We start from the raw sequence: 23,967 nt of genomic DNA, 5'->3' as shown, positions 1-23,967 counted from the left end.
GAGGGTTTATTCTTTTATCAAACTTACATCCTCACCTTTTAAAATTTTATTCATAGTGTTCATAGCACACATTTTTCCACACATTGAACAAGAATTAAGTTCTTCAGGCTTTCTTTCATTAAACATTTTCTTAGCCTTTTCTCCATCAATTGCTAATTTAAACATTTTTTCCCAATCAATATCTTGTCTTGCTTTACTCATTTCATCATCTATTTTTCTTTCTTTGGGAAGCTTGGCTATATCTCCTGCATGAGCTGCTATTTTAGTTGCTACTATACCATCTCTTACATCTTCTAAATTTGGAAGTCTTAAATGTTCAGCAGGAGTTACATAACAAAGTATATCAGCGCCAGCTGCTGCTGCAACTGCTCCACCAATTGCTCCACTTATATGATCATATCCTGCACCTATATCAGTAACTAATGGTCCTAAAACATAAAATGGAGCTCCATTGCAAATTCTTTTTTCAAGTTGCATATTAGCTTCTATTTCGTTAATAGCCATATGACCAGGTCCTTCTATCATTACTTGTACATCTTGAGCCCATGCTCTTTTAGTTAATAACGAAAGTTCGATAAGTTCAGCAATTTGAGCTCCATCACTTGCATCATGAGTACAACCGGGCCTTAGTGCATCACCCAAAGAAAGTGTCACATCAAATTCCTTACATATAGCAAGCAAATCATCATAATATTCATAGAATGGATTTTCAGCATCATTCATTTGCATCCAAGCATAAAGAACTGAACCTCCTCTTGAAACTATATTAGTAATCCTATCACACTCTTTAAAAACCCTAGCAGCACGAGAATTTATCCCTGCGTGAATTGTCATAAAATCCACTCCACTTTTAGCATGATGATATACTACATCTAAAAAATCTTTTGCTTTAATACCTTTTAAATCTTTTTCTAAAAAACCTACCGCATCATAAACAGGCACAGTACCTATCATAGCTTTTGAAGTAGCAATTAGCTCATCTCTAAAACGACTAGTTTTACCATAATTACTAAGATCCATAATAGCTTCTATATTAAATTTGTGAGCCAATTCTACCTTTTTCATCTCTTCACTATAATCTACACAATCATTTGAAACACCTAAATTTACATTTACCTTTGTTTTAAGTCCATAGCCAATACCATTTGGATCTAATGCTTTATGGTTAATATTTGCAGGAATGATGATTTTTCCACATGCTATATTTTCAAGTAAAAAACCTTCACTTACTTGTTCTTTTTGTGCAACAATTTGCATTTGCTTTGTGAAAATTCCTTCTTTTGCATAAGACATTTGAGTTTTCATTTGAATTTATCCTTGAAATAATTTTGGATAAATGAAGGGTATGTGAGTAGTTGATAAATTATCCCAACGCTAGTATTACCTAGTTCTGGTGCGGTCTAAGCTTTTAGCTTACTCTCAGCCTGTATCACAAGCTCCCGTCATTTATGCAAAAGAAGTATAGCAATAAATACAAAACAAAGTTTATTTTTTTGTTTGATTTTTAGCTTGCTTGCTAAAATGTAACAATTCTTCAGTAGTTTTAATGTAAAAAGGAATTTTTTTAAGACAGTATTTTAAAATTTCACTTGCGGCCAAAGCATCACTTAAAGCTCTATGATGCTTACTTTCAATACACAAAAACTCTTTTAGAGCATCAAGGCCGTATTTGGGACTTTCAATGCATTTTTTAGCTAAATCAATAGTACATAATCTTCTATTTAAAAGCACTCCAAAATCATTTTCATACATAGCTTTAGATATAAAATGATAATCAAAACGCACATTGTGTGCTACAAAAATGCTATCTTTTAAAAATAACTTAAAATCATTTAACACAGCTTTCAAAGAAGGAGCATTTTCTACCATATCTAAACTAATCCCAGTTAATTCTGTAATATTTTCAGGTATGCTTTCTACTTTTACAAAACTCTCAAATCTATCAATTTCTTTATAATTTTGAATTTTTACAGCACCTATTTCTAAAATTTGACCACTTTTTATCCCGCCAGTACTTTCAATATCTACAACACAAAATATCTCATCTTTTATTTTTGTATTTTTACTTTTTAAACACAAACAATTTTGTGCATTAAGCTCTACCCCTAGTCCTAAAAGCTCAAAAATATATAAATCAAAATCATAGTGGTTTAATTCTTCTATTTTTGCAAGTTCTCTTAAAACCCAAGGAAAAGGTTTATTTTCTTTGCTTAGTTTGATGATTAAATCATCGATTTGTTGTTGGCTCAAAATTCAAGCTTTAAAGAATTAATTGCTGTTTTTTTATCTTGCGAAGAAAAAATATAACTACCCGCGACTAAAATATCAGCTCCTGCTTCATCCAAATCAGGTGCATTTAAGCCATTTACCCCACCATCAACCTCTATAAAAACTTTAAGATTTTTCCTATCTATCATTTCTCTCAACTGGCGAATTTTATTATACACCAAAGGTAAAAAACTTTGGCCGCCAAAGCCTGGATTAACACTCATTAAAAGTACCATATCTACAAATTCTAAAATATATTCTATGCTTGAAACTGGAGTATGTGGATTTAATACAATAGCAGGATGAATGCCGTTTTTTCTTATATACTCACACACCCTAATAGGATGGTTTTCAGCTTCTAAATGAAAACTAATAAATTTTGGTTTTATAGGTATAAATAAATCTACAAAACTACTAACATTATGCACCATTAAATGCACATCTAAAGGTACTGAAGTAATTTTTGAAATATTTTCAACCACACAAGGACCAAAAGTAAGATTTGGCACAAAATGTCCATCCATCACATCAATGTGCAACAAATCAGCTCCCGCTTGAGATACTTCTTTAATCTCATTTTCTAAGTTTAAAAAATTTGCAGACAATAAACTTGGCGCTACATACATTATATATCTCCAATAAAATAAAAAATAATTTTATCATACTTATTATCAAATTTTCTTTATGTATTTTTAATAATATTTGATTTTTTTAAGCTTGCTTTAGATATAATGCTAAAAATTATTTTTATTTCATAAGGAAAAATTTATGTCAAGAATTTGCCAAATTACAGGAAAAGGACCTATGGTAGGTAACAATGTTAGCCATGCTAACAACAAAACTAAAAGACGCTTTTTGCCAAATTTAAGAACAGTTCGTATTACTTTAGAAGATGGAACTACCAGAAAAGTTAGAGTTGCTGCTTCAACTTTAAGAACACTTAAAAAACAGAGTAGCAAATAATCCTTAATATAAACGAGGAATTATTATGTCTTTTTTGAAAAAGCTACAAAAATTCCTCAATTGGTCCCCTTCTCCAAAACCTTCAATCAACCTCAATGACGAGCTTTACGAGCAACTTAGATTTTTAAGAATTCCTCTTATTGCTGTCGTAATAATGACACTAATTGGAGCTTTTGGTTATATGCTTACAAGTAATTATAATCTCAATGATGCTATTTACCAAGCTGGTATGACATTTACCACTTTAGGCTACACTGAAGTCAACCCCATACCAACAGCGGGTAGAATTTTTACCGTTATATATGTGTTATTAACTTTTACAATATTTACTTTTTGCATGGGTTTAGTGATAGAAATAGTAAAAAAAGGAATCTTGTCTAAAATAATCAAGGAGAGAAGAATGCTTCATAAAGTTGCAAGATTAAAAAATCATTTTGTAATATGCTATCACAATGATTTTACCATAGAACTAGCACAGCAATTCAAAGAAAATCACATTCCTTTTGTTGTTGTTGATGAAATAGAAAATTTTAGCGAGATAGCTGAAAAATATAATTATCCTTATTATATAGAAAGTGCCCCACATACAAATATAGCCTTTTTAAAGACCAATCTTTCTAGCGCAAAAGGTGTAATTACTCTTAGCAATAACATAGCAGATAATATAGCCATCATTGCTTCAGTGAGATTGTTTGAAAAAGAATTACAAAGAATCAATCCTTATTTTATACTAGCTAGCTCAAGCAATGAAGACGAAACTGAAAAACTCAAAAAACTTGGAGCAAATTCCATAGTTTCTGCTACAAAATTGGTCGCACAAAGACTTAGTGCTATGTCAGCAAGACCTGATATGGAAAATTTATTAGAAAATTATCTTTACAAAAAAAATAGCCCTATTGATTTAGAAGAGGTTAAAATTCCTGACGAGTCATGGGTGAGATTTAAAAGACTAAAAGAAATCCATTTAAGAGATATGGCAAATGTTAGCATAGTAGGAATTTTGGAAAATAAAAAATTTACCCCTATGCCAAGAGGAGACACTTTAATAGGCACTGGTGCAAAATTGTTAATCGTTGGTACAGCAGATAGTATAAAAATAGCTAAAAAGATTATTAAAAATAAACAAAAACCTGACGAGTTAAAATACATTTAACTTATTTAAGCTATAATCAATAACAATAAAATTTCAAAAAAAGGAGGCTTACATGCTACATGAATTTAGGGATTTAATCACCGAGTTAAAAGGCAAGGATATGCATTTTGATAAGTTGTTTGAAGAGCACAACAAACTTGATCACAAAATCAAAGATGCAGAAGAAGGTAGAATTCATCTAGATAGCTTAGAAATAGCAAATCTAAAGAAAGAAAAGTTAAAATTAAAGGATGAATTAAATACTTATTTATCAAATTATAAAAAATAATTTCTACCGATTTTTTTAACTTTTAAGGATTAAATATGTTTGGAAAAAAAAGTCAATTATCACAAGACTTTGAAAATTTACAAAATAAAATCAAAGAACTAGAAGAAGAAAACAAAAGACTTCTTTCAGAAAAACAAGAATTAATTAAAAATTATGAAAAACAACTTCAAGGAAATTGCGGAAAAACTGAACTTGAAACAAATCTTTTGGAAATGCTATTAAATGGTGTTTTAAAAGGTATTGCAAATGTTCAAAGTGATATGCAGGAAAATGTTAATAAAGCGGAAATGATTTCTCAATATTCTGATTCCTCTTTAAAAGATATGCAAGAGTTAAATTCAATAACACACTCTATCATATCTTCACTTCAAAGCATTATAGAATCAGCTAATCGCTCAAGAGATACAGCGGGAAATTTACACCGCAGCGTTGATGAGATCACTAATGTTATTAACTTAATCAAAGATGTATCCGATCAAACCAATCTTTTAGCACTAAATGCCGCAATCGAAGCTGCTAGAGCAGGAGAACACGGCAGAGGCTTTGCTGTTGTTGCTGATGAAGTAAGAAAACTTGCTGAAAAAACACAAAAAGCAACTTCTGAAGTAGAATTAAATATTAACCTATTAAAACAAAATGCTGATGAGATGTATGGACAAAGTGAGCAAGTAGAAAAAGTATCATTAGAATCTAATGAGCATATAGTAAAATTCTCTAGTAATTTTGCTCAATTAATTTCTAATGCAAATTCAACTAGTTCTCACGCTAAAAGCATTACCTCTGAAATATTCATATCACTAGCAAAACTAGATCATATTGCATTTAAATTAAATGGATATAATGAAATTATTCATGCTTCAGGAAAAACTTTATCTGATCATTTAAGTTGCAGACTTGCAAAATGGATTGCTGGTATTGGCAAGGAAAGATTTTCTGGCGGAAGAACTTTTGGTAAGTTAAATTTACCACATCAAAAAGTACATGAAAATATGAACCAAGCCGTTGCTTTAGCACATAATGAAGATACAAGTGATAAACTAGTACAAAATCAAATTTTAGATAAATGCTCTAATGCTGAAAAGGCTTCTGAAGATTTATTTGGAATCTTTAAAGAAATGCTTGATGAAAAAGATCTAAATATTGAAAATAAAGAGGAAAAATAAAAAGAGGTAAGATTAATTCTTACCCTTAAACCATAAATACGCATACTCAAGTAAAGGAGTTTTTATAGGATTTTCTTTAGAAAACTTTTCAAAATCTTTTCTTTTTATCCATACTGCTTGGATATCTTCCCCCTCAATTCCACCACCATTACCAATTTTATCATCTTCATTAATTTCAGCAAAAAATAAAAATTGTCTACTAACACCTGAACCAAAACCTGTATAAAATTCCCCTATTTTTTCTACAACCTTAGGAGCATAACCTAGTTCTTCAATACATTCTTCTTTAGCTATTTCCTCTAAACTCAAATCTTTATCAACAAGACCTGAACAAAGTTCTATGCTAAATCCCATCTCGTTTAAATTTAAGTTATTGTGTTTTTGATAATCCCATAAAGGAATTCTAAATTGCTTTACAAAAACAAAAGAATCTTTTTGAGTATGATATAAAAAAACAGAAACACTATCTAATGCTTCTATAAAATCCCAAGTGTATTTTTTGTTATCTTTACCTATATAAGTATATCTTTTAGGTTTAATATATTTTGAGTTAGAAAATTGCTCTTCTTGTAAATTTTTCACTTTATGATACCTTTTCAATTAAATTCTTTTTAAAATTTCTTCAGCTAACACATTAGCTCTTTTGTCTAAAAACAAATTATAGTCTACAAAATCATCGTGTATAATAAAATGAGATTTTAATGCCTCATCGATATTACTATTTTCTTTTTCAAAATATTTTATATACTCTTGAGGATTTCTATCCCTTATAATTCTTTTATTTAAATAATCATCCACTAGCGTTATGTTAGCTAATGCATTTGCATTATCGGTATTGTTTATTCTTTTCAAATATGCTTTTGGAAAAAAATGATGATAATTTTTAGAAGAAGCTATACTGAGATAAGAATTATCTAATCTTACTTTTGAATTGTCGCTAAATTTTTTAGGTTCATTATAAGCTAATATACAAAGAACTGCTTTATCAAAAGCATTTGATGATGAAAAATCTTCTTTTAAAAGTTCAATAAAATAATCTTTTTGTTTGTTTTGCAATGGTAATTCTTTATCAAAATTTACATTTATATTGTTTTTGATATTTTCAATTATTTTTATATCAGAATTTAATTTACTTTCAACAGAAGAAGAAAACCTCCAACTGATTGCACATCTAAAAAAATATCTTTCAATTTGTTTTAATTGAGTATTAGTTGGAGGTTTAAAATCATTAATTCTATAAAAATAAGCAATTGGAACTATTAAAACATAATAAGGCAAAAGTTTTGATACTTCTATTTTAAAATAATCTCTTATTTTATCAATCGCTAATTTTAATGCCTTAATTGTATTATCCCATTCATCTATAAATTGATTTTTATTTATAGATAAAATTGCACTTGTTTTAGAATTTTTTATTAAATTTAAAGATAATAATTGCAAAATAATAGTTTTATTTTCGGCTATTGTTTCATATGCACTAATTTCTAATTCTCTTATGAGATTATTATAACTATCTTCTAAATCAAATTTTTTATTTTCATCATAGACTTTAGCATTCATTATTTCAAATAATGTTAAATCTTTTCCCGTTGTATTAATTCTTGTAAAAATTTCGGTTATTCTTTCTATAGAAGTATCATCAATCTCTATAGTTGAAAATTCATACGATTTTATCCAATCTCTTATTTTTTCTATTTTATGTATTTTATCTAAGTCTTTATTAAAATTATTTACCAAATCCACAATAGAAGCATTCATTAAATCATAAAAACTTATATAATTTCCCTTGCCTTTTTCTATACTGCAAATTTCTTCATTTGTTTCAAGTTTATCTAAATTAATATAGAGTTCTTTGTAATCTTCTTTTTCTATTTGAACGCCATTTATGGCAAGATATAACGAAGTCATTCTTTGTTGGCCATCTAAAACATATAAAACAAAATCACCTTCTTTTATATCATTTAGAAAATAATTACCAATTTTTTTTAATGATCTTAACCTTTCTTTGGTTTTCCACAAAATAAAACTTCCTATAGGAAATCCCTTGATTAAGCTATCAATTAATTTAGCAACTTGCTCTTTTTTCCATACAAAATCCCTTTGAAATTTTGGAATTTGATAAAAACCTTCATTTATATTTCTAATTATATCTTCATACTTTCTTGTAATAGGTTTTGGTTGAATAAGCATTTTAACCTCAGAAATAATACAAATAAAGCAAGGAAAATCCTTGCTTTTAAAAAATTAAGAATGGGTTACATCATACCACCCATGCCTCCCATACCGCCCATACCACTCATATCAGGCATAGCAGGTTTATCTTCTTTAATTTCGCTAATTGTAGCTTCAGTTGTTAAAAGCATGCTAGCTACTGATACCGCATTAAGTAAGGCTACTCTTTCTACTTTAACAGGATCGATAATACCGCTTTCAAGCATATTTACATATTCACCTTTTGCAGCATCAAAACCAGTATTTTCTTCTTTACTATTTTCTACTGTATTTACAACTACACCAGCATCAAATCCAGCATTTTCAGCAATTTGTCTTAAAGGTGCTCTTAATGCTCTTTCTACAATAGCTGCACCAATAGCCTCATCGCCTTGCAAATTCAAGCTGATTTTTGATTTTGCTTTGATTAATGCTGCGCCACCACCTATTACTATACCTTCTTCAACTGCAGCTTTTGTAGCACTTAATGCATCATCAACTCTATCTTTTTTCTCTTTCATTTCAGTTTCAGTAGCCGCACCAACTTTAATCACCGCTACACCACCGCTTAATTTAGCTAATCTTTCTTGTAATTTTTCTCTATCATAATCTGAACTTGTTTCAGCAATTTGAGCTTTGATTTGGTTAATTCTTGCATCAATATTTGCTTTTTCGCCTGCACCATTTACAATAGTTGTATTGTCTTTATCAATAATCACGCTTGAAGCTTGACCTAAATCTTGAATACTAGCACTTTCTAAAGTTCTTCCAAGCTCTTCAGAAATCACTTCACCACCTGTTAAAATAGCAATATCTTCAAGCATAGCTTTTCTTCTATCGCCAAAGCCAGGAGCTTTAACTGCTGAAATATTTAAAACACCTCTTAATTTATTTACAACTAAAGTTGCCAAAGCTTCGCCTTCAATATCTTCAGCTATAATTAAAAGTGGTTTTCCTGTTTTTTGAATTTGTTCTAAAATTGGTAATAAATCTTTTAAGTTGGCAATTTTTTTATCAAATAACAAAATAAAAGGATTTTGCAATTCAGCTGTCATTTTTTCAGTATTTGTAATGAAATATGGGCTTAAATAACCTCTATCAAATTGCATACCTTCAACTACATTTAATTCATCATTGATTGATTTTGCTTCTTCAACAGTGATAACACCATCTTTTCCAACTTTTTCCATAGCATCAGCGATTAAATTTCCGATTTTCTCGTCTGAATTTGCAGAAATTGTCGCAACTTGAGCTATTTCTTTTTTATCTTTAACTTCACGAGAAAGTTTTTTAAGTTCAGCTACTATAGCTTCGCAAGCTTTATCCATACCTCTTTTAACTTCGATAGGATTAGCACCTGCTGTAATATTTCTCAAACCTTCTTTAAAAATAGCATGCGCTAAAACTGTTGCTGTTGTTGTTCCATCGCCTGCTTGATCAGCTGTTTTACTAGCTACTTCTCTAACTAAAGAAGCACCCATATTTTCTAAAGAATCTTTTAATTCCACTTCTTTAGCTACACTCACACCATCTTTTGTGATAGTTGGAGCACCAAAACTTTTTTGGATTAATACATTACGACCGCGTGGCCCCATAGTGACTTTTACAGCATCATTAAGTTTTTTAACACCTTCATAAAGTTTATTTCTTGCTTCATCTGAAAAAAATATTTCTTTTGCCATTTTTTATCCTTTTTTATTTAATAATCCCTAAAACATCTTCAACATTAAGAACTAAATACTCTTCATTATCAAGTTTAATTTCAGTTCCACCGTATTTTGCAAACATTACTTTATCATTTACCTTAATATCTTCTATTTCTTTGCTTACTGCAACAACTTCACCATTTAATGGTTTTTCTTTAGCATTATCTGGTATAATAATCCCAGAAGCAGTAGTTTTCATTTCTTCTAAGCGTTTTACTAAAATACGCTTTCCTAGAGGTTGAAAATTCATTTTTTATCCTTTCTAAAATGTGCCATTTTTAGCACTCTTTGTTTTTGAGTGATAGAATTATACATTAAAGAAAGTTAATTGTCAATAAATTAAGTAAAATATATCATATAAGTTTAGTCTATATCACTAAATTTATATGATATATCATTATAAAGGTTTCTCATGAAAAAAATTCTTTACATTCTTTTAGGTGTAGTGTGTATAGCATTTCTAGCTATATATACATTATTATTTACAAGCATGGGTAATGGTTTTTTAAAGCCAAGAATCGAAACGATTATTGCTCAAAAAAGCGGTATGAATGTTAAATTTGAAAATTTTAAAATTAGTTTTTCACAACTTGACATTAAAGCAAATATTGATGATAAATTTTTTGCTAACATAGAAGGTGGTATATCACCTTTAAGACTAGGATTTGATTTAAACTATCTTTTAGGACTCAAACAAAATTATATTCAAGAACTTGGCTTAAAAAGCGATAAAGATTTTACATTTAAAGGTAGTGCTGTAGGTAAAAGTAGTAATTTTTCAGTAAAAGGCAATGGATTTTTGTTTGATTCTAATCTTAGCTTAGATGCAAAAATTGTTGATTTTTCTCCTATAAATCTTGAATTTATTGGCAAAAATATAGATTTGGCTCAAATTTTAGATTTTGCTAATCTACCAAGATATGCTCAAGGAAAAATTAGTATTATAAGCGATATACAAGCTAAAAATTTAAAACCAAATGGTAATGCTTTGATTAATTTTTACACAAGTTCTATCAACAATACTCTAATTGAAAAAGATTTCAATCTAAGCTTACCAAAACAAAGCTATATAAAAGGTGAAATAAGATCTTTAATCCAAAGCAATGAAGTTATTTCTAAAAGTGAAATTTTAAGTAACTTCTTCAAACTTTATACACAAAAAAGTATTTATGATATAGCAAAACAAAGCTTAACTAGTGATTTTGATATCAAAATAGATGATTTTAATCAATTTTCATCTCTAGCCAAAATGAAACTCCAAGGTAAAAGTCAAATTCAAGGTAATTTACTTTTTGCAAACAATCAATTGCAAAAATTAGATGCTAACTTACTTGGATTTGGTGGTAGCTTAAAAGCTGTTTTAGAAAATAATAATCTTAATATCAATACAACTAATATAGAAGTAGCAGAACTTTTAAAAACCATATCCATACCTGCTTTTATTAATTCTAAATTAGTTTTAGATTTAAAAACACAAGGGCTTGATTTTAAAAATTTCAATCTAAACACTAGGTTAAACAATGCAAATATAAATGTTATGGAATTTAAAAAACTAAGCAATCTTGATTTTCCAAAAACAAATTTTAACTTACAAGCTAAAGCAAATGCGAAAAATTCTTTGATTGATTATGAAGCTTTACTTGATTCAAACATAGCAAAAATACCTCAACTAAAAGGTTCATATAACCTTACAAACAAAGATTTAAACGTACAAATTAGTGCTTTTATAGATAATCTTAACAAATTAAAACCTTTAACCAAACAAGATCTCAATGGACCTTTAAATTTAGATGCCAAAGTTGATCTTAAGTCAAATCAAATTCAAAATCTTGATGCTAATATTAAAATCATGCAAGGGCTTATCAATGCAAAATCCAATGGAAAAAATTTACAAGCGAAAGTTGATAATATAAAATTAGAACAACTTTTTCCTTTGATAGGACAAAAAGTTTTAGCATTTGGTGATGTAAATGCAGATATTGACTTAAAGTCACTTGATTTTAACAATATTAATGGTGATTTTAAAGCAAATATTAATTCTTCTTTTAATGAAGTAGAATTATCCAAGCTTTTAGAGAAAAAATTTCCAAAGAATACTTCAGCAAAAATCAATCTTGATGGAAAAATTTCTAAATCAATCATTGATTTTAACGCTAAAGTTCTAAGTTCATTTGCAAATATTAATTCATTAAAAGGTAAATTTGATCTTAATCAAATGGCTCTAGCAAGCACTTATAATATATCATTGCAAGATTTTTCTAAGCTAGGATTTTTAGTTGATAGAAACTTAAAAGGCAAGGCTGATTTTGAAGGAAAATTTGATTTTAAAAACGCTTTAATAGATGCAAGTATTAATAGTAAAAATATATTTAACGGCTCATTAAATGCCACTTTAAAAAATAATATTTTTAACGCTAAAATGCAAAATACCGATCTTTCAAATTTAACTCAAAGCTTAGATTTACCTGATTATTACCAAGCAAAATCAAATTTAAGCATTGATTATAATCTTTTAAAAGAAAGTGGTGTAGTGCTAATGAATTTAGCCGATGGGCAACTTAAGAAAAATCTTATCACAGGTGCTTTAATGTTACTTTTACAAAAAGATATCACTCAAGATGTATATCGCAACGGTGAAGCCAAAATAAACATCAACAAAAATCTTATAGATTTAAATTTAAACCTAGTGGCTGATAGAAGCAATATAAATATTAGCAAAGGTAAGGTTGATACAAAAAGTACCAAATTAAATATTCCTTTTAATATCGTCATTGATAGAGCAAACTTCAAAGGTACTATAAAAGGAACAACACAAGATCCTAAAGTAAGTCTTAATACAAAAAGTGTTGTAAATTCCATTGTTAATACAATAGGCGGAAATGCTAGTGATGGTGCTAAAAATACAGGTAAAAAAGTAGATCAAGCAATAGATAAAATTTTTAACAAACTCTTCTAATAAACCTAGCCTTTAAAAAAGGCTAGGTTTTTTAAAATAAACCAAATTTACCATCTTTTTTCTTATATAACACCCTCATTTTTGCATCTATGTCATTAAAAACTAAAAATATATCTTTACTTGCTTTTAATTTTTCCAATGCTTCTTCAATTTCCAAAGGCTTATATAGCTCAAGTTCTGTTGGAACTATCTCATCTTCCTCAATCAAGCTCGGTAATACTAAATTTTCTTTTATCTCATCTTGATGTTTATGGGTAATATTTTTATCATGCAATCTTCTTAAAACCTTAGAAATTCTATCAGTAGCTAAATCTATAGCAGCATATAAGTCTTTATCTTTTTGCTTTACAACCACTGTATTAATACCGGCTAGATTAATGCTAAATTCAGCCCAAAATCCTTTCTTTCCATGCCTTTCATCAGCACTTATAACACAACGCGCAGAAATCACATCTAAGCCATATTTACTTAAAGCATCAAAGCTTTTTTCCACATACTCTTTTATAGACTCAGTTAGCTCAAATTGCTTTCCAACTATACTTGTATTCATTACTTCTCCTTTTTATGAAGTTAAATACATTATAGCACTTTAATCGTAAAAAAATAACTTTTTAAATAAAAAATAAATTTAAAATTTTAAAGGATCTAGAATAAGCACACCATCCTCTGAAAGTTTTTTACCTTGAAAATGTGTTTTACAAAAAGAAACAATTAAAGCATGAAAAATTTGATAAAGCTCATATAATTTACATTCTTTTTTTAATAAAACACACAATTCTTGTTGATTTTTAGCTATGTCTTTTTTTAAAAAATCTGCCAACTCATCATAACTTTGACACTCATAGCCTAAATAATTAGCTATTTTTGCACTATAAGCATCAACTACTAAAACTTCTTTTTTGCATATATAATTTAAAATTCCATCAGCACTTTCTTGACCAAAACCCTTAATATCCAAAAGCCATTCTCTATCAACTTCTTCTTTAAAAAGCTCAAAAGAATTAAAATATTGAAAATATTTTTGAGTAAAATTTTTAATATATTTTGCCTTAGTATTATAAAATCCACTTGGCTTTATTAAAAACGCTAAATCTTGAGTATTTAAATTTGATAAATCTTCTATCTTAGTAATATTTGCTTGTTTTAAATTTATCAAAACTTTCAATACATTTTTCCAATTTGTATTTTGAGTTAAAACTACAGAAATTAAAATTTCAAACTCACTTAAAGTATTATTTTCTAGCCATTCAAAATCTTTATAAACAATATTTGCATTAACTAAAGCTTTAAAAATTTCATATCCACTCATGCTTTTTCACTCTTTCTTAAATGCATCAAAATAGCCTCAATTACATCATCATCGTCTTTACTTTTTGCCTTAATGACTTCTTTACTCTCATCATCTTTTACAAAACAAATATTTTGCTCATAATTGCTCACTAATTTATAATATTTGCTAGCTAAAATTTTTATGATGATTAAATCCAAAAACTGCTTTGTGAAGATATCAGGTCTTCCAAAACGATCATTCATCTCACTTTCTATCTCATAAACTTCATTAACACTCATACACTTACTAAGTCTTCTGTAAAGTTCTAATCTCAAACGATCTTCACTAATATACTCACTATTTAAAAAAGCATTGATATTAAGCTTTAGATCTATTTTTTTCTCTTTAATTTCTTCTTTTTTACTTAATTTATTAATTTCATCTTCTAACATTTTAAGATACAAACTATAACCAATTTGTTCTATATGTCCGCTTTGATCCACACCTAATAAATTTCCACCACCACGAATTTCTAAATCATGATAAGCAAGCACGCTTCCTGAGCCTAAATAAGAATTACTCTCTAAACTCGTAAGTCTTTTTAAAGAATCTTTTGTGATTTTTTCCTTATTTTCAATAAGAAAATAACAATATCCTTGCTTAGCACTACGCCCTACTCTTCCTCTAAGTTGGTGCAAATCAGCCATACCAAAGCGATCTGAATTTTCTACTATGATAGTGTTTGCATTTGCCAAATCAATACCACTTTCAACTATAGAAGTACAAAGCAATAAATCATATTCTTTATTTTCGAATTTAATCATTTCTTCTTCAGTAATTTTTGCATCAATTTTAGAATGCAAGATTAAAATTTTTAAATTTGGAAACAAATCTAAAAGATATTTTTTACACCCATCAATACTTGCTATATGATTGTGTATATAAAAAATCTGTCCTGCTCTTCTTAATTCTCTTGAAATAGCTTCTTTAATCAAAGCATCACTACTTTCTCTAACAAAGGTACGCACATCCAAACGATCCTCAGGTGGAGTTTGTAAAACACTATATGACTTTAAAGAGCTAAGAGCTTGATTTAAACTTCTTGGTATAGGTGTTGCCGACATAGATAGAATATGTGAATTTTTACTTAGTTCCTTGAGTTTTTCTTTTTGTTTTACACCAAATTTATGTTCCTCATCTATCACGACTAAACCCAAATTTTCACACTCAACCCCTAAAAGAGAATGCGTTCCAACCACTACACAAGGCTTATTTTCTTTTAAAAATGCTAAAACTTGTTTTTTTTCTTTAGCACTAGTAAAACGATCTAGCTTAAAAACCTCTATATCAAAAGAATCAAATCTTCGTTTTAAGGTTTTAAAATGCTGGGCTGAAAGCAAAGTAGTTGGCACAAAAAATAAAGCCGTATAACCACTTTTTACACAAGTAAATATAGCGTTCATAGCAACTTCTGTTTTACCAAAACCCACATCGCCACTTAAAAGCCTATCCATCACCTGCATACTTTTTAAATCTTGAGTGATTTCTTGACAAACTTGACTTTGATCTTTAGTGTAAAAAAATCCTGCCTTATTGATAAATTCATCTTGTAATTCTTGAGAAATTTTTAATTCTTTTGCTTTTATCAAAGCTCTAGCCGCTGCTAAAGAAACTATATTTGAAGCAATGGCAAATAATTTTTCTTTTAATCTTTCCTTGATTTTTAAAAAACTTCCTTTTCCAAGCTTATCAAGTAAAGGCACGCCACCACTTGCACCGATATATTTATCAATCATATATAAATTTTCAACAGGCAATAAAAGCTTATCGTTATTTAAATACCCAAGAGCGACAAATTCTTTTTTTGCTCCTGCTATTGCAATAATCTCAAGACCTAAAAATTTAGCTACACCATAATCTTCATGCACAACAAAATCCCCAACTCTAAGTTCATCTATTACCAAACTTGCTTTTCTAACTCTTTTGTTTTTTTCTTTTTTATTTAAAGATATGATAAGCTCATCTTGAGTACTTAAATTAATTCTTTCTTGGGATATTTTTAATTTAATATTTGAAAATTCTTGTAAATTTAAAGCTTTAAACAAAGCTTCATTTTTTGCCAAAATAGTAATTTTTTTATCTTTGTGAAAAGTGAAAAAATCATAATTATAAGAACTTACCAAATCTTTATAAAATTTTGGTTCAGGTAAAATATTTTGATTGATTTTACTAATATCTTCTTCAAAATCATTTACATCAAATTTTTTTATGCTTACAAAATTTAAATCTAAATAATCACAAAAATCATCAACACACCAAAAACCTAAAGAATTAACATCGTTTATAATACTTTGGCTTTGGAAATTTTGAATTTTTTCTTGTAAATTTTCATATTGTTCTTGACTAAAAGCACTCAAAAAAGGACAAATTTCTATATTAGAGAGTTCAGCAGGGATTGATTTTTGCGTATGTATATCAAAATATCTTATACTTTCTATCTCATCTGAAAAAAGTAAAATTCTAAAAGGTTGTTCTTCGTTAATCGCAAAAATATCTATAATATCCCCGCGCATTGAAATTTCACCCTTATCTTGAACTATATCTACAAACTCATATCCACTATGTAAAATTTCTTCTTTAAATTTCTCTAAAGCAAGAAGTGAATTTCTTTTAAGAATAATGTTTTTTAGATGCTTTTTACCTGGTAACTTTTGCAAAATTGTTTTTATAGGAGATATTAAAATTTTATTTTCATTTTCTTTATGATAAGCATTTAATACTTTACAAATTTCAAAAAGTTCTTTAGAAAAAGAGCGTAAATCGCTACCAAATTCTGCTCTAAAATCAGGTAAAATAAAAGTTTTTAATTTTAAAAATAAGCAAACTTGAGCTAATTCATCTGCTTCTTTATCATTCTCACAAATTATTAACTCAGTTTTATTACTTAATAAATATTCATATAATTTAGCTTGCATTTTCTGAATTTTCTATACTCACATCAATAGTTGCAAGCTCTTCTTCTTTTTCAATTATTTTACTACTTCCGTTAAATTTCCCACCATTTTCAATACTTAATTGTTTAACTATGATATTACCATTAAGCACACCGCCAGATAAAATTTCTAAAGAATCAACTTGCATTTCTCCCTCAAAAACTCCATTGATTACTATCTTACTTGCCTTAACTTGTCCTTTTAAAACACCACTTTTACCTATCACTATCACATTAGAAGAATTAATTACTCCTGTAATTTCTCCATCTAAATGAAGCATAGAATCAAAATAAAATTTTCCTTCTATTTTTGCTCCGTTTGAAATGACTGTAGTTTCGGATACTGCAGCAATAGAGCCTTTATTAAAGATTGCCATGGCACTCTCCTTTCTTTTTCAAAAATTTGTTCATAGTTTTTTCGGTTTAAATCTATAAAAATCTTAGGATCTAAAAGTTTATTAATAAATCTAACCTCATAATGCAAATGCGGCCCCGTAGAAAGACCTGTATTTCCCGTATAACCCAACAAATCACCTTTTTTTACAAATTGCCCTGCTTTGACAACATCCTGACGCGTCATATGCGCATAAACCGTTTTAAAACCAAAATTATGGATCAAAATCACTGAGTAACCATAACCATTATTGCTATATGCAGCGTATTCAACCACTCCATTTGCAGGCGCATAAATAGGAGTTTTTAAAGCTGCTCTTAAATCAATACCTGGATGAAACTCTTTTTTATTTAATATAGGATGATGACGCCATCCAAAATTACCTGTGACTCCATTATCTTCTATCACATGACCATTTGGAATTTGTGTTAAAAATAAATAAGCTTGATCATTAGTAAGTTTGACTTTTTCTAATCTTTCTGGTATATCTAAACTTTCATCTTGCTTTAAGCCTAAATTATCCTCAATATCTGCAAGTTGGGTTTGGAGTTCATCATATAAGGCTGTTTTTTCTTCTAAACTTTTTTGCATACTCTCATTTTGAGAAAACAATTTAGTATTCTTTGAAGATAATATTTCTTGTTCTTTTAAAAGCTCTGAACGCTTATCTGCTAGATAATTAATATATAAAGCACCTAAAACTATAACAACAAAAACAAAAGTAGTAAAATAAATTATTACTTTTTTTATAATCTGACTTAATAAAAAATGTCTAGAACCATTTACATCTGTAATAGTTAGCGTAAATTTATCTTTCATTATAGCCTCTTAAAAATTTTTCTACCAATACAAAAGAACCAAAAACTAAATATAACTCATCTTTTTTTATTTGTTCAAATTTTTGATAAACAATATCTAATTTTTCTAAATTTTCTAGCAAAACAGAACCCGCCAAAGGTCTATCTTTACTTTCATAATCATAAATTTCAACTATTTTTATTATAGGTTTTAAAACCTTTAAAATTTTATAAGAATCTTTATCTAAAAAGCAATTATAAACTAAATGAACTTTTTTTTCCTTGAAAATTTCAACTAAAGCTAAAGCCGCCATTTCATTATGTCCTACATCAATAAAAATATTTTGACTTATTTGCTCGCACCTTCCTTTTAAATCAAGTTTTGGTAGATTTTTGATACTTTGAATTAATTCTTTTTCATTTTTAGCACAAATTTTAGAAAAAGCTTCTAAAGCTAAAAAAAGATTATCTTTTAAAAAAGTTGCAAAATTGTGCTTTTGAATATATTCTTGCACATAAGGATAAATAAAATTATTTTTTTCTAGCAAACTGATACTTAAACTAGCTCGTTTTAAATTTGCTATTTTTTGAGCCAAATTTAATACTTTTGCTTCTTGCTTATGATTAATTAAAGCTTTGGCACTCATGGCTTTTAATTTTGTTCTTGCTATTTCTTCTAAATTTTTACCTAATAAATCTTGATGATCAAATCCTATTTTAGTAAAAATACTAAAATCTATTTCAAAAACACTTGTCGCATCATACTCCCCACCTACTCCGGCTTCTAAAATCACATAATCACAATCTTTAAAAATAAAAAAAGCTAAAAAAGTAGCGTATTCAAAATAACTAAGTTTTTTCACATCTTCCAAAAAAACACTTTCTAGTTTTTCATGCGCTTTTTCTAAAAGTTCATTGCTTGCAATTTTGCCATTTAACCAAAATCTTTCATTAAATTCAAAAATATGTGGACTTGTATAATGACCTACTTTATATCCTTGCTCTAAAAGTAAAAGCGCTAAAAATCTACCCGTACTTCCTTTACCATTAGTGCCAATAATTTGGATATTTTTAGTTTTTGGAATAAATTTTTTATACTTCTCATACATGCTAAACATAAAAAATCTACTAATTTTTTGCACATACATAGTTTTTTGTGAAAGTGTTTGTTGAAATTTCATGCTAAGCTTTTTGGATTAATTCTTTTAAAATATCACCATCTGGAAATTCTTTTTTTTCTATGCAAGAAGATGATAAAATAAGTTTAACTACTTCTTCTTTATAAATAAATTTATAATCATCTATAAGCTTTAAGGCTTTTTCTATAAAAATCTGAGCACTTTCTAAATTTTTACCCGGAAGTATAACCAAATAAGAACTTTCATCTAAAATCCAAATTTCACCCATATCTTTACATAAATCTTTAAGTATCTTTTTAAACTTTCCACTAATTGCCTTAAAACTATCAACACCATAGACATTAATAACATGCTCTATATTATTAATTTTAAAAAAACATAATGCATAATTAACAGCATAAAGCTTATAGTTTTCATCAAGTTTTTTAAGTTCTTGAGCAAGACTCCACTGCTCTCTTTGCTCATCATCACTTGTAGCTTGAATTTGAGTTTTAATTTGCGCTATTTGCTCGTTTGCATATAAAAGTTTATCTTTTAGTGTATCAAAATTAATTTGAACATTACCATTTTCATCTTTAGTTAAAGCATTAATAAATTTCACATCTTCTTGGCTGTTATCATAAAGCTTTGATACCATTTCATTTAAGCTTTCTAAGTGCTGATTAAAAAAAGAAAGGTTTTTTTGTATATAATATTTATCTGTTGCTTCTTTTTTTTGCAACATTAAATAATACTCATGTGCAAATTCTTTCCTGGCAATTAATTTAGGATTTTCTTTTAAATTTTGTTTAAACTGCTCAAGCTCTTTACTTGCTCCAAACAAAGACTCCAAAGAAGCTAGTAAAAGTTCAGCCTGCTTCTCATAAGATCTCTCCTTTAACATAACAATGAGTTTTTCAACTAAAGTGTGAAAATCCAAAAACGCTCGAATATTAAATTCTTCTAATTTTTTTAAAAGCTCATAATCCTCATAAGATTTTTCAAGCTCTCTCCATTTAGCCCTTAAAAGATATATGGTTTCTAAATCCATAGCTTGAGATAATCTGTGTTGAGTAATTTTTGCTAATTCTTTGATTTTTTTATCTTTGCTAATACTAAGCTGTTGCACAATCAAATCAAGCAAAGCATAAACATCTTCATATTTTCTACTTACTTGCCTATTAAGCCTAGAAACTAAAAACATCAAAAACTCATCAATAGTTCGAATGCTTTTTCCTTTTAGCTCTTGCTTATAAATATCATCTAAAAGATTAGTATATTTTTCTATCCTTGCTTTATTAAAACTCATCACTCCCGCTTTTTTAGCACATTCTTCAAATACCTCACTATAATTTTCAGGAGTTGGATGCAACTTACGCTCTTTTAATTTTATCAATGTTTCTTTTGCAATCTCATTGATATGACTTGCCATTTATTTATAACCCCTAATAGCTATGATAGAAACAAATTCATCAAAAGCTTCACTTGATGCATTTTTAATTGCTTCAAATCTAGCTTGATCGCTAATAATAGAATTTGGATTAATATCAAAATTATAACTTCCCTTGGTATTTACAACTTCTTCTTTACCATTTTTATAACGCATAAGAAATTCCAAGTAAAGCTCTGCTTTATAATTAACTACATAACCATTTCTATCATACACTATAGGATGAAATTCTAACTTTTTCATCGTAACTATAATAGAACTATCTGCATTATGCTCATCTGTGACTTTTCTGCCAAGCTTATTAAGCATAGCTTCTCTTAAAATATCTGTTATATAAACACTATTTTCGGGATCTTGTTTACTAATATTGATTTTCAAAAATACATTTTCACCCAAAACCCTACTTGCCATTTGAGATGATGGGATATATCCACAAGATATAATAAAAAAAGCAAAAAAAGATATTAAATATTTTTTCATTTAACCACCAAATTTACCAATTTCTTATCAATATAAATTTCTTTTACAATGGTTTTTCCTTCTAGCCATTTTGCAACATTTTCTTTAGCCAAAGCTAAAATCTCATCTTCTTTAGCCTCTGAATTTATTTCAATCTGTGCTCTTTTTTTACCATTAACACTAATAGCTATATTAAAACTATCTTTTACAAAAACTTCTTCTTTTATTTTTAATACTTTAAAATTTTCACATTTAAACAAATGCTCGCTAAGCTCAAAACAAACATGAGGGATAATAGGCTCTAAAATATTTAAAATAATATAAAAAGCTTCTTTTAAAACTTCTTTATGATTTATAGCATTTAAGGCATTTAAAGCTTCCATACATGCAGCTATTAAGGTATTAAAGGCAAAACTTTCTTCATAAACTTCAAAAGATTTTTTCAAAGCTTCATATACTTTTAATCTAGCATATTTTTCTTCTTTATTTAAACTTTGATGATCAATTTCTTGTAATTTTCCACATTCTAAACTCATAGCCTTTTCATAAAGCCTATTGATAAATTTAAACGCACCCTCTAGCGCACTATCGTTCCATTCAAGTTCTTTAGCAGGTGGTGCAGCAAACAATATAAACAATCTTGCACTATCTGCTCCATATTTTTCTATAATATAATCAGGATCAACTACATTACCCTTAGATTTACTCATCTTAGCACCATCTTTAGTGACCATTCCTTGGGTTAAAAGTCTATTAAAAGGCTCATCATCTTTTAAATAACCCAAATCTCTAAGTGCTTTTTGGAAAAATCTAGCATAGAGTAAATGCAATATCGCATGTTCAATCCCGCCAATATATTCATCAACATTCATCCAATAATTAACACTTTTTTCATCCACCGCTTTTTCTTGCCATGTTTTATCATCACTTGCAAAACGCGCAAAATACCAAGAACTTTCAAAGAAAGTATCTAAAGTATCGCTTTCTTTTTGTGCTTTTTTACCACATTTTGGACAAATGCACTCTTTCCATATTTCATGCTTATCAAGTGGATTTCCCTCTCCATTTATAATCACATCTTCAGGCAAGGTAATAGGTAAATTTTCTATTTTTTGAGGAACTATGCCACAAGAATTACACTTAATCATTGGTATAGGAGCACCCCAATATCTTTGTCTAGAAACACCCCAATCACGAATTTTAAAATTGGTAACCTTTTTACCAATACCCAAAGATTCAATTTTTAAACTAATTTTTTCTCTAGCATCATTACATTCTAATTGATCAAATTCGCCACTATTAGTTAAAACACCTTCTTTTAAAGTGTAGCATTGTGCATCATTTTCATCTTTATAAATTACTTTTTTTATAGCTAAATTATAAGTTTTTGCAAACTCATAATCTCTTTCATCATGAGCAGGCACACTCATAACAGCCCCACTACCATAATCACTTAAAACAAAATTAGCTACCCATAAAGGAATTTTTTCTTTACTTAGTGGATGGATTACATGAAGATTTAAAAAATATCCTTCTTTTGGCGCAGCTTGTCTTTGGCGGGGTGTTTGATTTTGTATATTTTGAATTTTTATAATAGTATCTTGATCTAGTAATTTTTTATCAATTAATTCGTTTACTATTTCATGATCAGGTGCTAAAGCAATATAAGACACTCCATAAATAGTCTCAGCTCTTGTTGTAAAAACATTGATCTTTTTTGCGCTGATTTTATCATTTTCTTCTATATCAAAATCAAAACTAAGCCCTGTGCTTTTACCTATCCAATTTTCTTGCATAGTCAAAACCTGACTTGGCCATTTTCCTTCTAATTTTTTAAGATCTTGCAATAATTCATCTGCATAAGCGGTAATTTTTACATAATATCCTGGCATTTTTTTTCTAATGACTTCATGTCCGCAACGCCAACATTTGCCATCTTCAACTTGCTCATTTGCCAAGACTGTTTTATCATTCTCACACCAATTAACTTCAGCTTCTTTAGTATAAACAAGTCCTTTTTCATACATTTTAATGAAAAATTCTTGCTCAAATTTAGTATATAAAGGATCAGAAGTAGCAAACATTCTTTTTTTAGAAAAGGAAAAGCCCAAAGAAGCAAGTTCATTTTGCATATAATCAATATTTTCATAAGTCCATTTCTTAGGATGAATACCGTGTTTTATCGCAGCATTTTCAGCAGGCATACCAAAACTATCAAAACCTATAGGATGTAAGACATTAAAACCTTTTTTTCTATAATATCTAGCCATAGCATCACCTATGCTATAGTTTCTCACATGCCCCATATGAATTCTACCACTTGGATATGGAAACATAGATAAAATGTATTTTTTTGGTAAAGAAAAATCATCTTTTGGCTCAAAATATTCTTTTTCTTGCCAAATTTTTTGCCATTTTTTTTCTATTTTACCTGCCTCATATGCCATTTTAACTCCTAATTTTCTTCTTGACTTTTTACTGAATCAACTATAACTAAAATCATTGAAAAGATATTAGCTATCAAAGCACCAATTGCTAAAGTATAAACCATAACATTAGCCTCTGGATTAATTTGTATTAAAGCAAAAGCTGGAATTAAATGCAAATCAGCCACTAAAGAACTAGCAAATAATTCAGCTGCTAAGAAATTTCTAACTCCGATTTTCAATAAAGTAGAAATTAAATTCACACAAGCTGCAATAAATAATGCAACTTCATTTTGATCATATAAAAATCCTGCGGTTGTAGTTAAGCTCATTAGAGCAAAAAAGATATAAATAACCTTACCCCAATTCATTT

22 protein-coding genes, 1 pseudogene and 1 riboswitch are annotated in these 23,967 nt (G+C 28.5%); of the genes and pseudogenes, 6 read left to right on the top strand and 17 right to left on the bottom strand.

Features of this window, described 5'->3' with window-relative positions; translation table 11 throughout:
* Window positions 1-6: 6 nt before the first annotated feature.
* The 3 genes from thiC to rpe form a co-directional block, all read right to left on the bottom strand.
* Window positions 7-1,305 (bottom strand): phosphomethylpyrimidine synthase ThiC, encoded by a 1,299-nt coding sequence (gene thiC, locus L8X27_RS00335; protein WP_263671275.1) that lies wholly within the window; start codon window positions 1,303-1,305, stop codon window positions 7-9.
* A gap of 43 nt (window positions 1,306-1,348) precedes the next feature.
* Window positions 1,349-1,453: riboswitch (TPP riboswitch) on the bottom strand.
* A gap of 32 nt (window positions 1,454-1,485) precedes the next feature.
* On the bottom strand, window positions 1,486-2,250 hold the full coding sequence (locus L8X27_RS00330) for a 3'-5' exonuclease (protein WP_220566853.1): 765 nt from the start codon (window positions 2,248-2,250) through the stop codon (window positions 1,486-1,488).
* A complete protein-coding gene (gene rpe, locus L8X27_RS00325) occupies window positions 2,247-2,894 on the bottom strand; it encodes a ribulose-phosphate 3-epimerase (protein WP_263671274.1) in 648 nt (215 codons plus the stop codon). Before rpe ends, L8X27_RS00330 begins: the two co-directional genes overlap by 4 nt.
* Window positions 2,895-3,036: 142 nt before the next feature.
* Here rpe and rpmB point away from each other — a divergent pair, with 142 nt between their 5' ends.
* From rpmB to L8X27_RS08005, 5 genes and pseudogenes are all read left to right on the top strand, one after another.
* Window positions 3,037-3,231 carry a 50S ribosomal protein L28 gene (rpmB, locus tag L8X27_RS00320; protein ID WP_012661734.1) on the top strand — a complete coding sequence of 65 codons (195 nt, stop codon included), beginning with the start codon at window positions 3,037-3,039 and terminating at the stop codon, window positions 3,229-3,231.
* Window positions 3,232-3,256: 25 nt separating this feature from the next.
* Window positions 3,257-4,384: a potassium channel family protein gene (locus L8X27_RS00315; protein WP_220566855.1), complete on the top strand. Its 1,128-nt coding sequence runs from the start codon at window positions 3,257-3,259 to the stop codon at window positions 4,382-4,384.
* A 52-nt stretch (window positions 4,385-4,436) separates the two neighbouring features.
* Window positions 4,437-4,652 (top strand): YdcH family protein, encoded by a 216-nt coding sequence (locus L8X27_RS00310; protein WP_133318720.1) that lies wholly within the window; start codon window positions 4,437-4,439, stop codon window positions 4,650-4,652.
* A gap of 431 nt (window positions 4,653-5,083) precedes the next feature.
* Window positions 5,084-5,368: pseudogene (locus tag L8X27_RS08010) on the top strand (methyl-accepting chemotaxis protein); the annotation flags it as partial.
* Entirely contained in the window at window positions 5,354-5,815 is a 462-nt protein-coding gene (locus L8X27_RS08005) for a CZB domain-containing protein (protein WP_412175096.1), read from the top strand. The pseudogene L8X27_RS08010 and the gene L8X27_RS08005, both read left to right, overlap by 15 nt.
* A gap of 12 nt (window positions 5,816-5,827) precedes the next feature.
* On the opposite strand, the gene L8X27_RS00300 is transcribed toward L8X27_RS08005, so the two are convergent.
* The 4 genes from L8X27_RS00300 to groES form a co-directional block, all read right to left on the bottom strand.
* Window positions 5,828-6,397 carry an NUDIX domain-containing protein gene (locus L8X27_RS00300; RefSeq protein WP_263671273.1) on the bottom strand — a complete coding sequence of 190 codons (570 nt, stop codon included), beginning with the start codon at window positions 6,395-6,397 and terminating at the stop codon, window positions 5,828-5,830.
* Between the two features lie 18 nt (window positions 6,398-6,415).
* A complete protein-coding gene (locus L8X27_RS00295) occupies window positions 6,416-8,005 on the bottom strand; it encodes a DUF262 domain-containing protein (protein WP_263671272.1) in 1,590 nt (529 codons plus the stop codon).
* 65 nt (window positions 8,006-8,070) lie between these two features.
* On the bottom strand, window positions 8,071-9,708 hold the full coding sequence (gene groL / locus L8X27_RS00290) for a chaperonin GroEL (protein ID WP_070256698.1): 1,638 nt from the start codon (window positions 9,706-9,708) through the stop codon (window positions 8,071-8,073).
* A 13-nt stretch (window positions 9,709-9,721) separates the two neighbouring features.
* Window positions 9,722-9,982 (bottom strand): co-chaperone GroES, encoded by a 261-nt coding sequence (gene groES / locus L8X27_RS00285; protein WP_039626536.1) that lies wholly within the window; start codon window positions 9,980-9,982, stop codon window positions 9,722-9,724.
* A gap of 162 nt (window positions 9,983-10,144) precedes the next feature.
* On the opposite strand from groES, the gene L8X27_RS00280 reads away from it, so the two are divergent.
* On the top strand, window positions 10,145-12,688 hold the full coding sequence (locus tag L8X27_RS00280; RefSeq protein WP_263671271.1) for a hypothetical protein: 2,544 nt from the start codon (window positions 10,145-10,147) through the stop codon (window positions 12,686-12,688).
* 31 nt (window positions 12,689-12,719) lie between these two features.
* On the opposite strand, the gene hpf is transcribed toward L8X27_RS00280, so the two are convergent.
* The 10 genes from hpf to L8X27_RS00230 all read right to left on the bottom strand — a co-directional run bounded on the left by hpf (window position 12,720) and on the right by L8X27_RS00230 (window position 23,965).
* Entirely contained in the window at window positions 12,720-13,238 is a 519-nt protein-coding gene (gene hpf / locus L8X27_RS00275; protein WP_220566860.1) for a ribosome hibernation-promoting factor, HPF/YfiA family, read from the bottom strand.
* 78 nt (window positions 13,239-13,316) lie between these two features.
* Complete coding sequence (locus L8X27_RS00270; protein WP_263671270.1) at window positions 13,317-13,997, bottom strand: endonuclease III domain-containing protein; 681 nt, start codon at window positions 13,995-13,997, stop codon at window positions 13,317-13,319.
* Window positions 13,994-16,933 carry a DEAD/DEAH box helicase gene (locus tag L8X27_RS00265; protein ID WP_263671269.1) on the bottom strand — a complete coding sequence of 980 codons (2,940 nt, stop codon included), beginning with the start codon at window positions 16,931-16,933 and terminating at the stop codon, window positions 13,994-13,996. The genes L8X27_RS00270 and L8X27_RS00265 overlap by 4 nt, the downstream gene beginning before the upstream one ends.
* Window positions 16,923-17,327 (bottom strand): bactofilin family protein, encoded by a 405-nt coding sequence (locus L8X27_RS00260; RefSeq protein ID WP_263660127.1) that lies wholly within the window; start codon window positions 17,325-17,327, stop codon window positions 16,923-16,925. Before L8X27_RS00260 ends, L8X27_RS00265 begins: the two co-directional genes overlap by 11 nt.
* On the bottom strand, window positions 17,255-18,166 hold the full coding sequence (locus L8X27_RS00255; protein ID WP_243705623.1) for a M23 family metallopeptidase: 912 nt from the start codon (window positions 18,164-18,166) through the stop codon (window positions 17,255-17,257). Before L8X27_RS00255 ends, L8X27_RS00260 begins: the two co-directional genes overlap by 73 nt.
* Window positions 18,153-19,322: a Mur ligase family protein gene (locus tag L8X27_RS00250; RefSeq protein WP_263671268.1), complete on the bottom strand. Its 1,170-nt coding sequence runs from the start codon at window positions 19,320-19,322 to the stop codon at window positions 18,153-18,155. Before L8X27_RS00250 ends, L8X27_RS00255 begins: the two co-directional genes overlap by 14 nt.
* Window position 19,323: 1 nt before the next feature.
* Window positions 19,324-20,691: a hypothetical protein gene (locus tag L8X27_RS00245; RefSeq protein ID WP_263662498.1), complete on the bottom strand. Its 1,368-nt coding sequence runs from the start codon at window positions 20,689-20,691 to the stop codon at window positions 19,324-19,326.
* A complete protein-coding gene (lptE, locus tag L8X27_RS00240; protein ID WP_263665249.1) occupies window positions 20,692-21,189 on the bottom strand; it encodes an LPS assembly lipoprotein LptE in 498 nt (165 codons plus the stop codon). It abuts the gene before it with no gap.
* A complete protein-coding gene (gene leuS, locus L8X27_RS00235) occupies window positions 21,186-23,615 on the bottom strand; it encodes a leucine--tRNA ligase (protein ID WP_263661829.1) in 2,430 nt (809 codons plus the stop codon). Before leuS ends, lptE begins: the two co-directional genes overlap by 4 nt.
* 8 nt (window positions 23,616-23,623) lie before the next feature.
* Window positions 23,624-23,965, bottom strand: coding sequence for a DUF6394 family protein (locus tag L8X27_RS00230; RefSeq protein WP_133318707.1), 342 nt, complete (start codon window positions 23,963-23,965; stop codon window positions 23,624-23,626).
* Window positions 23,966-23,967 lie beyond the last annotated feature (2 nt).

It is taken from the genome of Campylobacter sp. CNRCH_2015_1657 (genome assembly GCF_025772685.1).
Taxonomy (GTDB): domain Bacteria; phylum Campylobacterota; class Campylobacteria; order Campylobacterales; family Campylobacteraceae; genus Campylobacter_D; species Campylobacter_D lari_D.
The sequence above is the reverse complement of the archived record's forward strand: the minus strand, read 5'-3'. Positions and strand labels throughout refer to the sequence as shown.

Coding starts and splice junctions, on each gene's coding strand:
- thiC (WP_263671275.1), bottom strand. CDS start 1,305: ATGAAAACTCAAATGTCTTATGCAAAAGAAGGAATTTTCACAAAGCAA.
- rpe (WP_263671274.1), bottom strand. CDS start 2,894: ATGTATGTAGCGCCAAGTTTATTGTCTGCAAATTTTTTAAACTTAGAA.
- rpmB (WP_012661734.1), top strand. CDS start 3,037: ATGTCAAGAATTTGCCAAATTACAGGAAAAGGACCTATGGTAGGTAAC.
- L8X27_RS00315 (WP_220566855.1), top strand. CDS start 3,257: ATGTCTTTTTTGAAAAAGCTACAAAAATTCCTCAATTGGTCCCCTTCT.
- L8X27_RS00310 (WP_133318720.1), top strand. CDS start 4,437: ATGCTACATGAATTTAGGGATTTAATCACCGAGTTAAAAGGCAAGGAT.
- L8X27_RS00295 (WP_263671272.1), bottom strand. CDS start 8,005: ATGCTTATTCAACCAAAACCTATTACAAGAAAGTATGAAGATATAATT.
- groL (WP_070256698.1), bottom strand. CDS start 9,708: ATGGCAAAAGAAATATTTTTTTCAGATGAAGCAAGAAATAAACTTTAT.
- groES (WP_039626536.1), bottom strand. CDS start 9,982: ATGAATTTTCAACCTCTAGGAAAGCGTATTTTAGTAAAACGCTTAGAA.
- L8X27_RS00280 (WP_263671271.1), top strand. CDS start 10,145: ATGAAAAAAATTCTTTACATTCTTTTAGGTGTAGTGTGTATAGCATTT.
- hpf (WP_220566860.1), bottom strand. CDS start 13,238: ATGAATACAAGTATAGTTGGAAAGCAATTTGAGCTAACTGAGTCTATA.
- L8X27_RS00270 (WP_263671270.1), bottom strand. CDS start 13,997: ATGAGTGGATATGAAATTTTTAAAGCTTTAGTTAATGCAAATATTGTT.
- L8X27_RS00265 (WP_263671269.1), bottom strand. CDS start 16,933: ATGCAAGCTAAATTATATGAATATTTATTAAGTAATAAAACTGAGTTA.
- L8X27_RS00260 (WP_263660127.1), bottom strand. CDS start 17,327: ATGGCAATCTTTAATAAAGGCTCTATTGCTGCAGTATCCGAAACTACA.
- L8X27_RS00250 (WP_263671268.1), bottom strand. CDS start 19,322: ATGAAATTTCAACAAACACTTTCACAAAAAACTATGTATGTGCAAAAA.
- L8X27_RS00245 (WP_263662498.1), bottom strand. CDS start 20,691: ATGGCAAGTCATATCAATGAGATTGCAAAAGAAACATTGATAAAATTA.
- lptE (WP_263665249.1), bottom strand. CDS start 21,189: ATGAAAAAATATTTAATATCTTTTTTTGCTTTTTTTATTATATCTTGT.
- leuS (WP_263661829.1), bottom strand. CDS start 23,615: ATGGCATATGAGGCAGGTAAAATAGAAAAAAAATGGCAAAAAATTTGG.
- L8X27_RS00230 (WP_133318707.1), bottom strand. CDS start 23,965: ATGAATTGGGGTAAGGTTATTTATATCTTTTTTGCTCTAATGAGCTTA.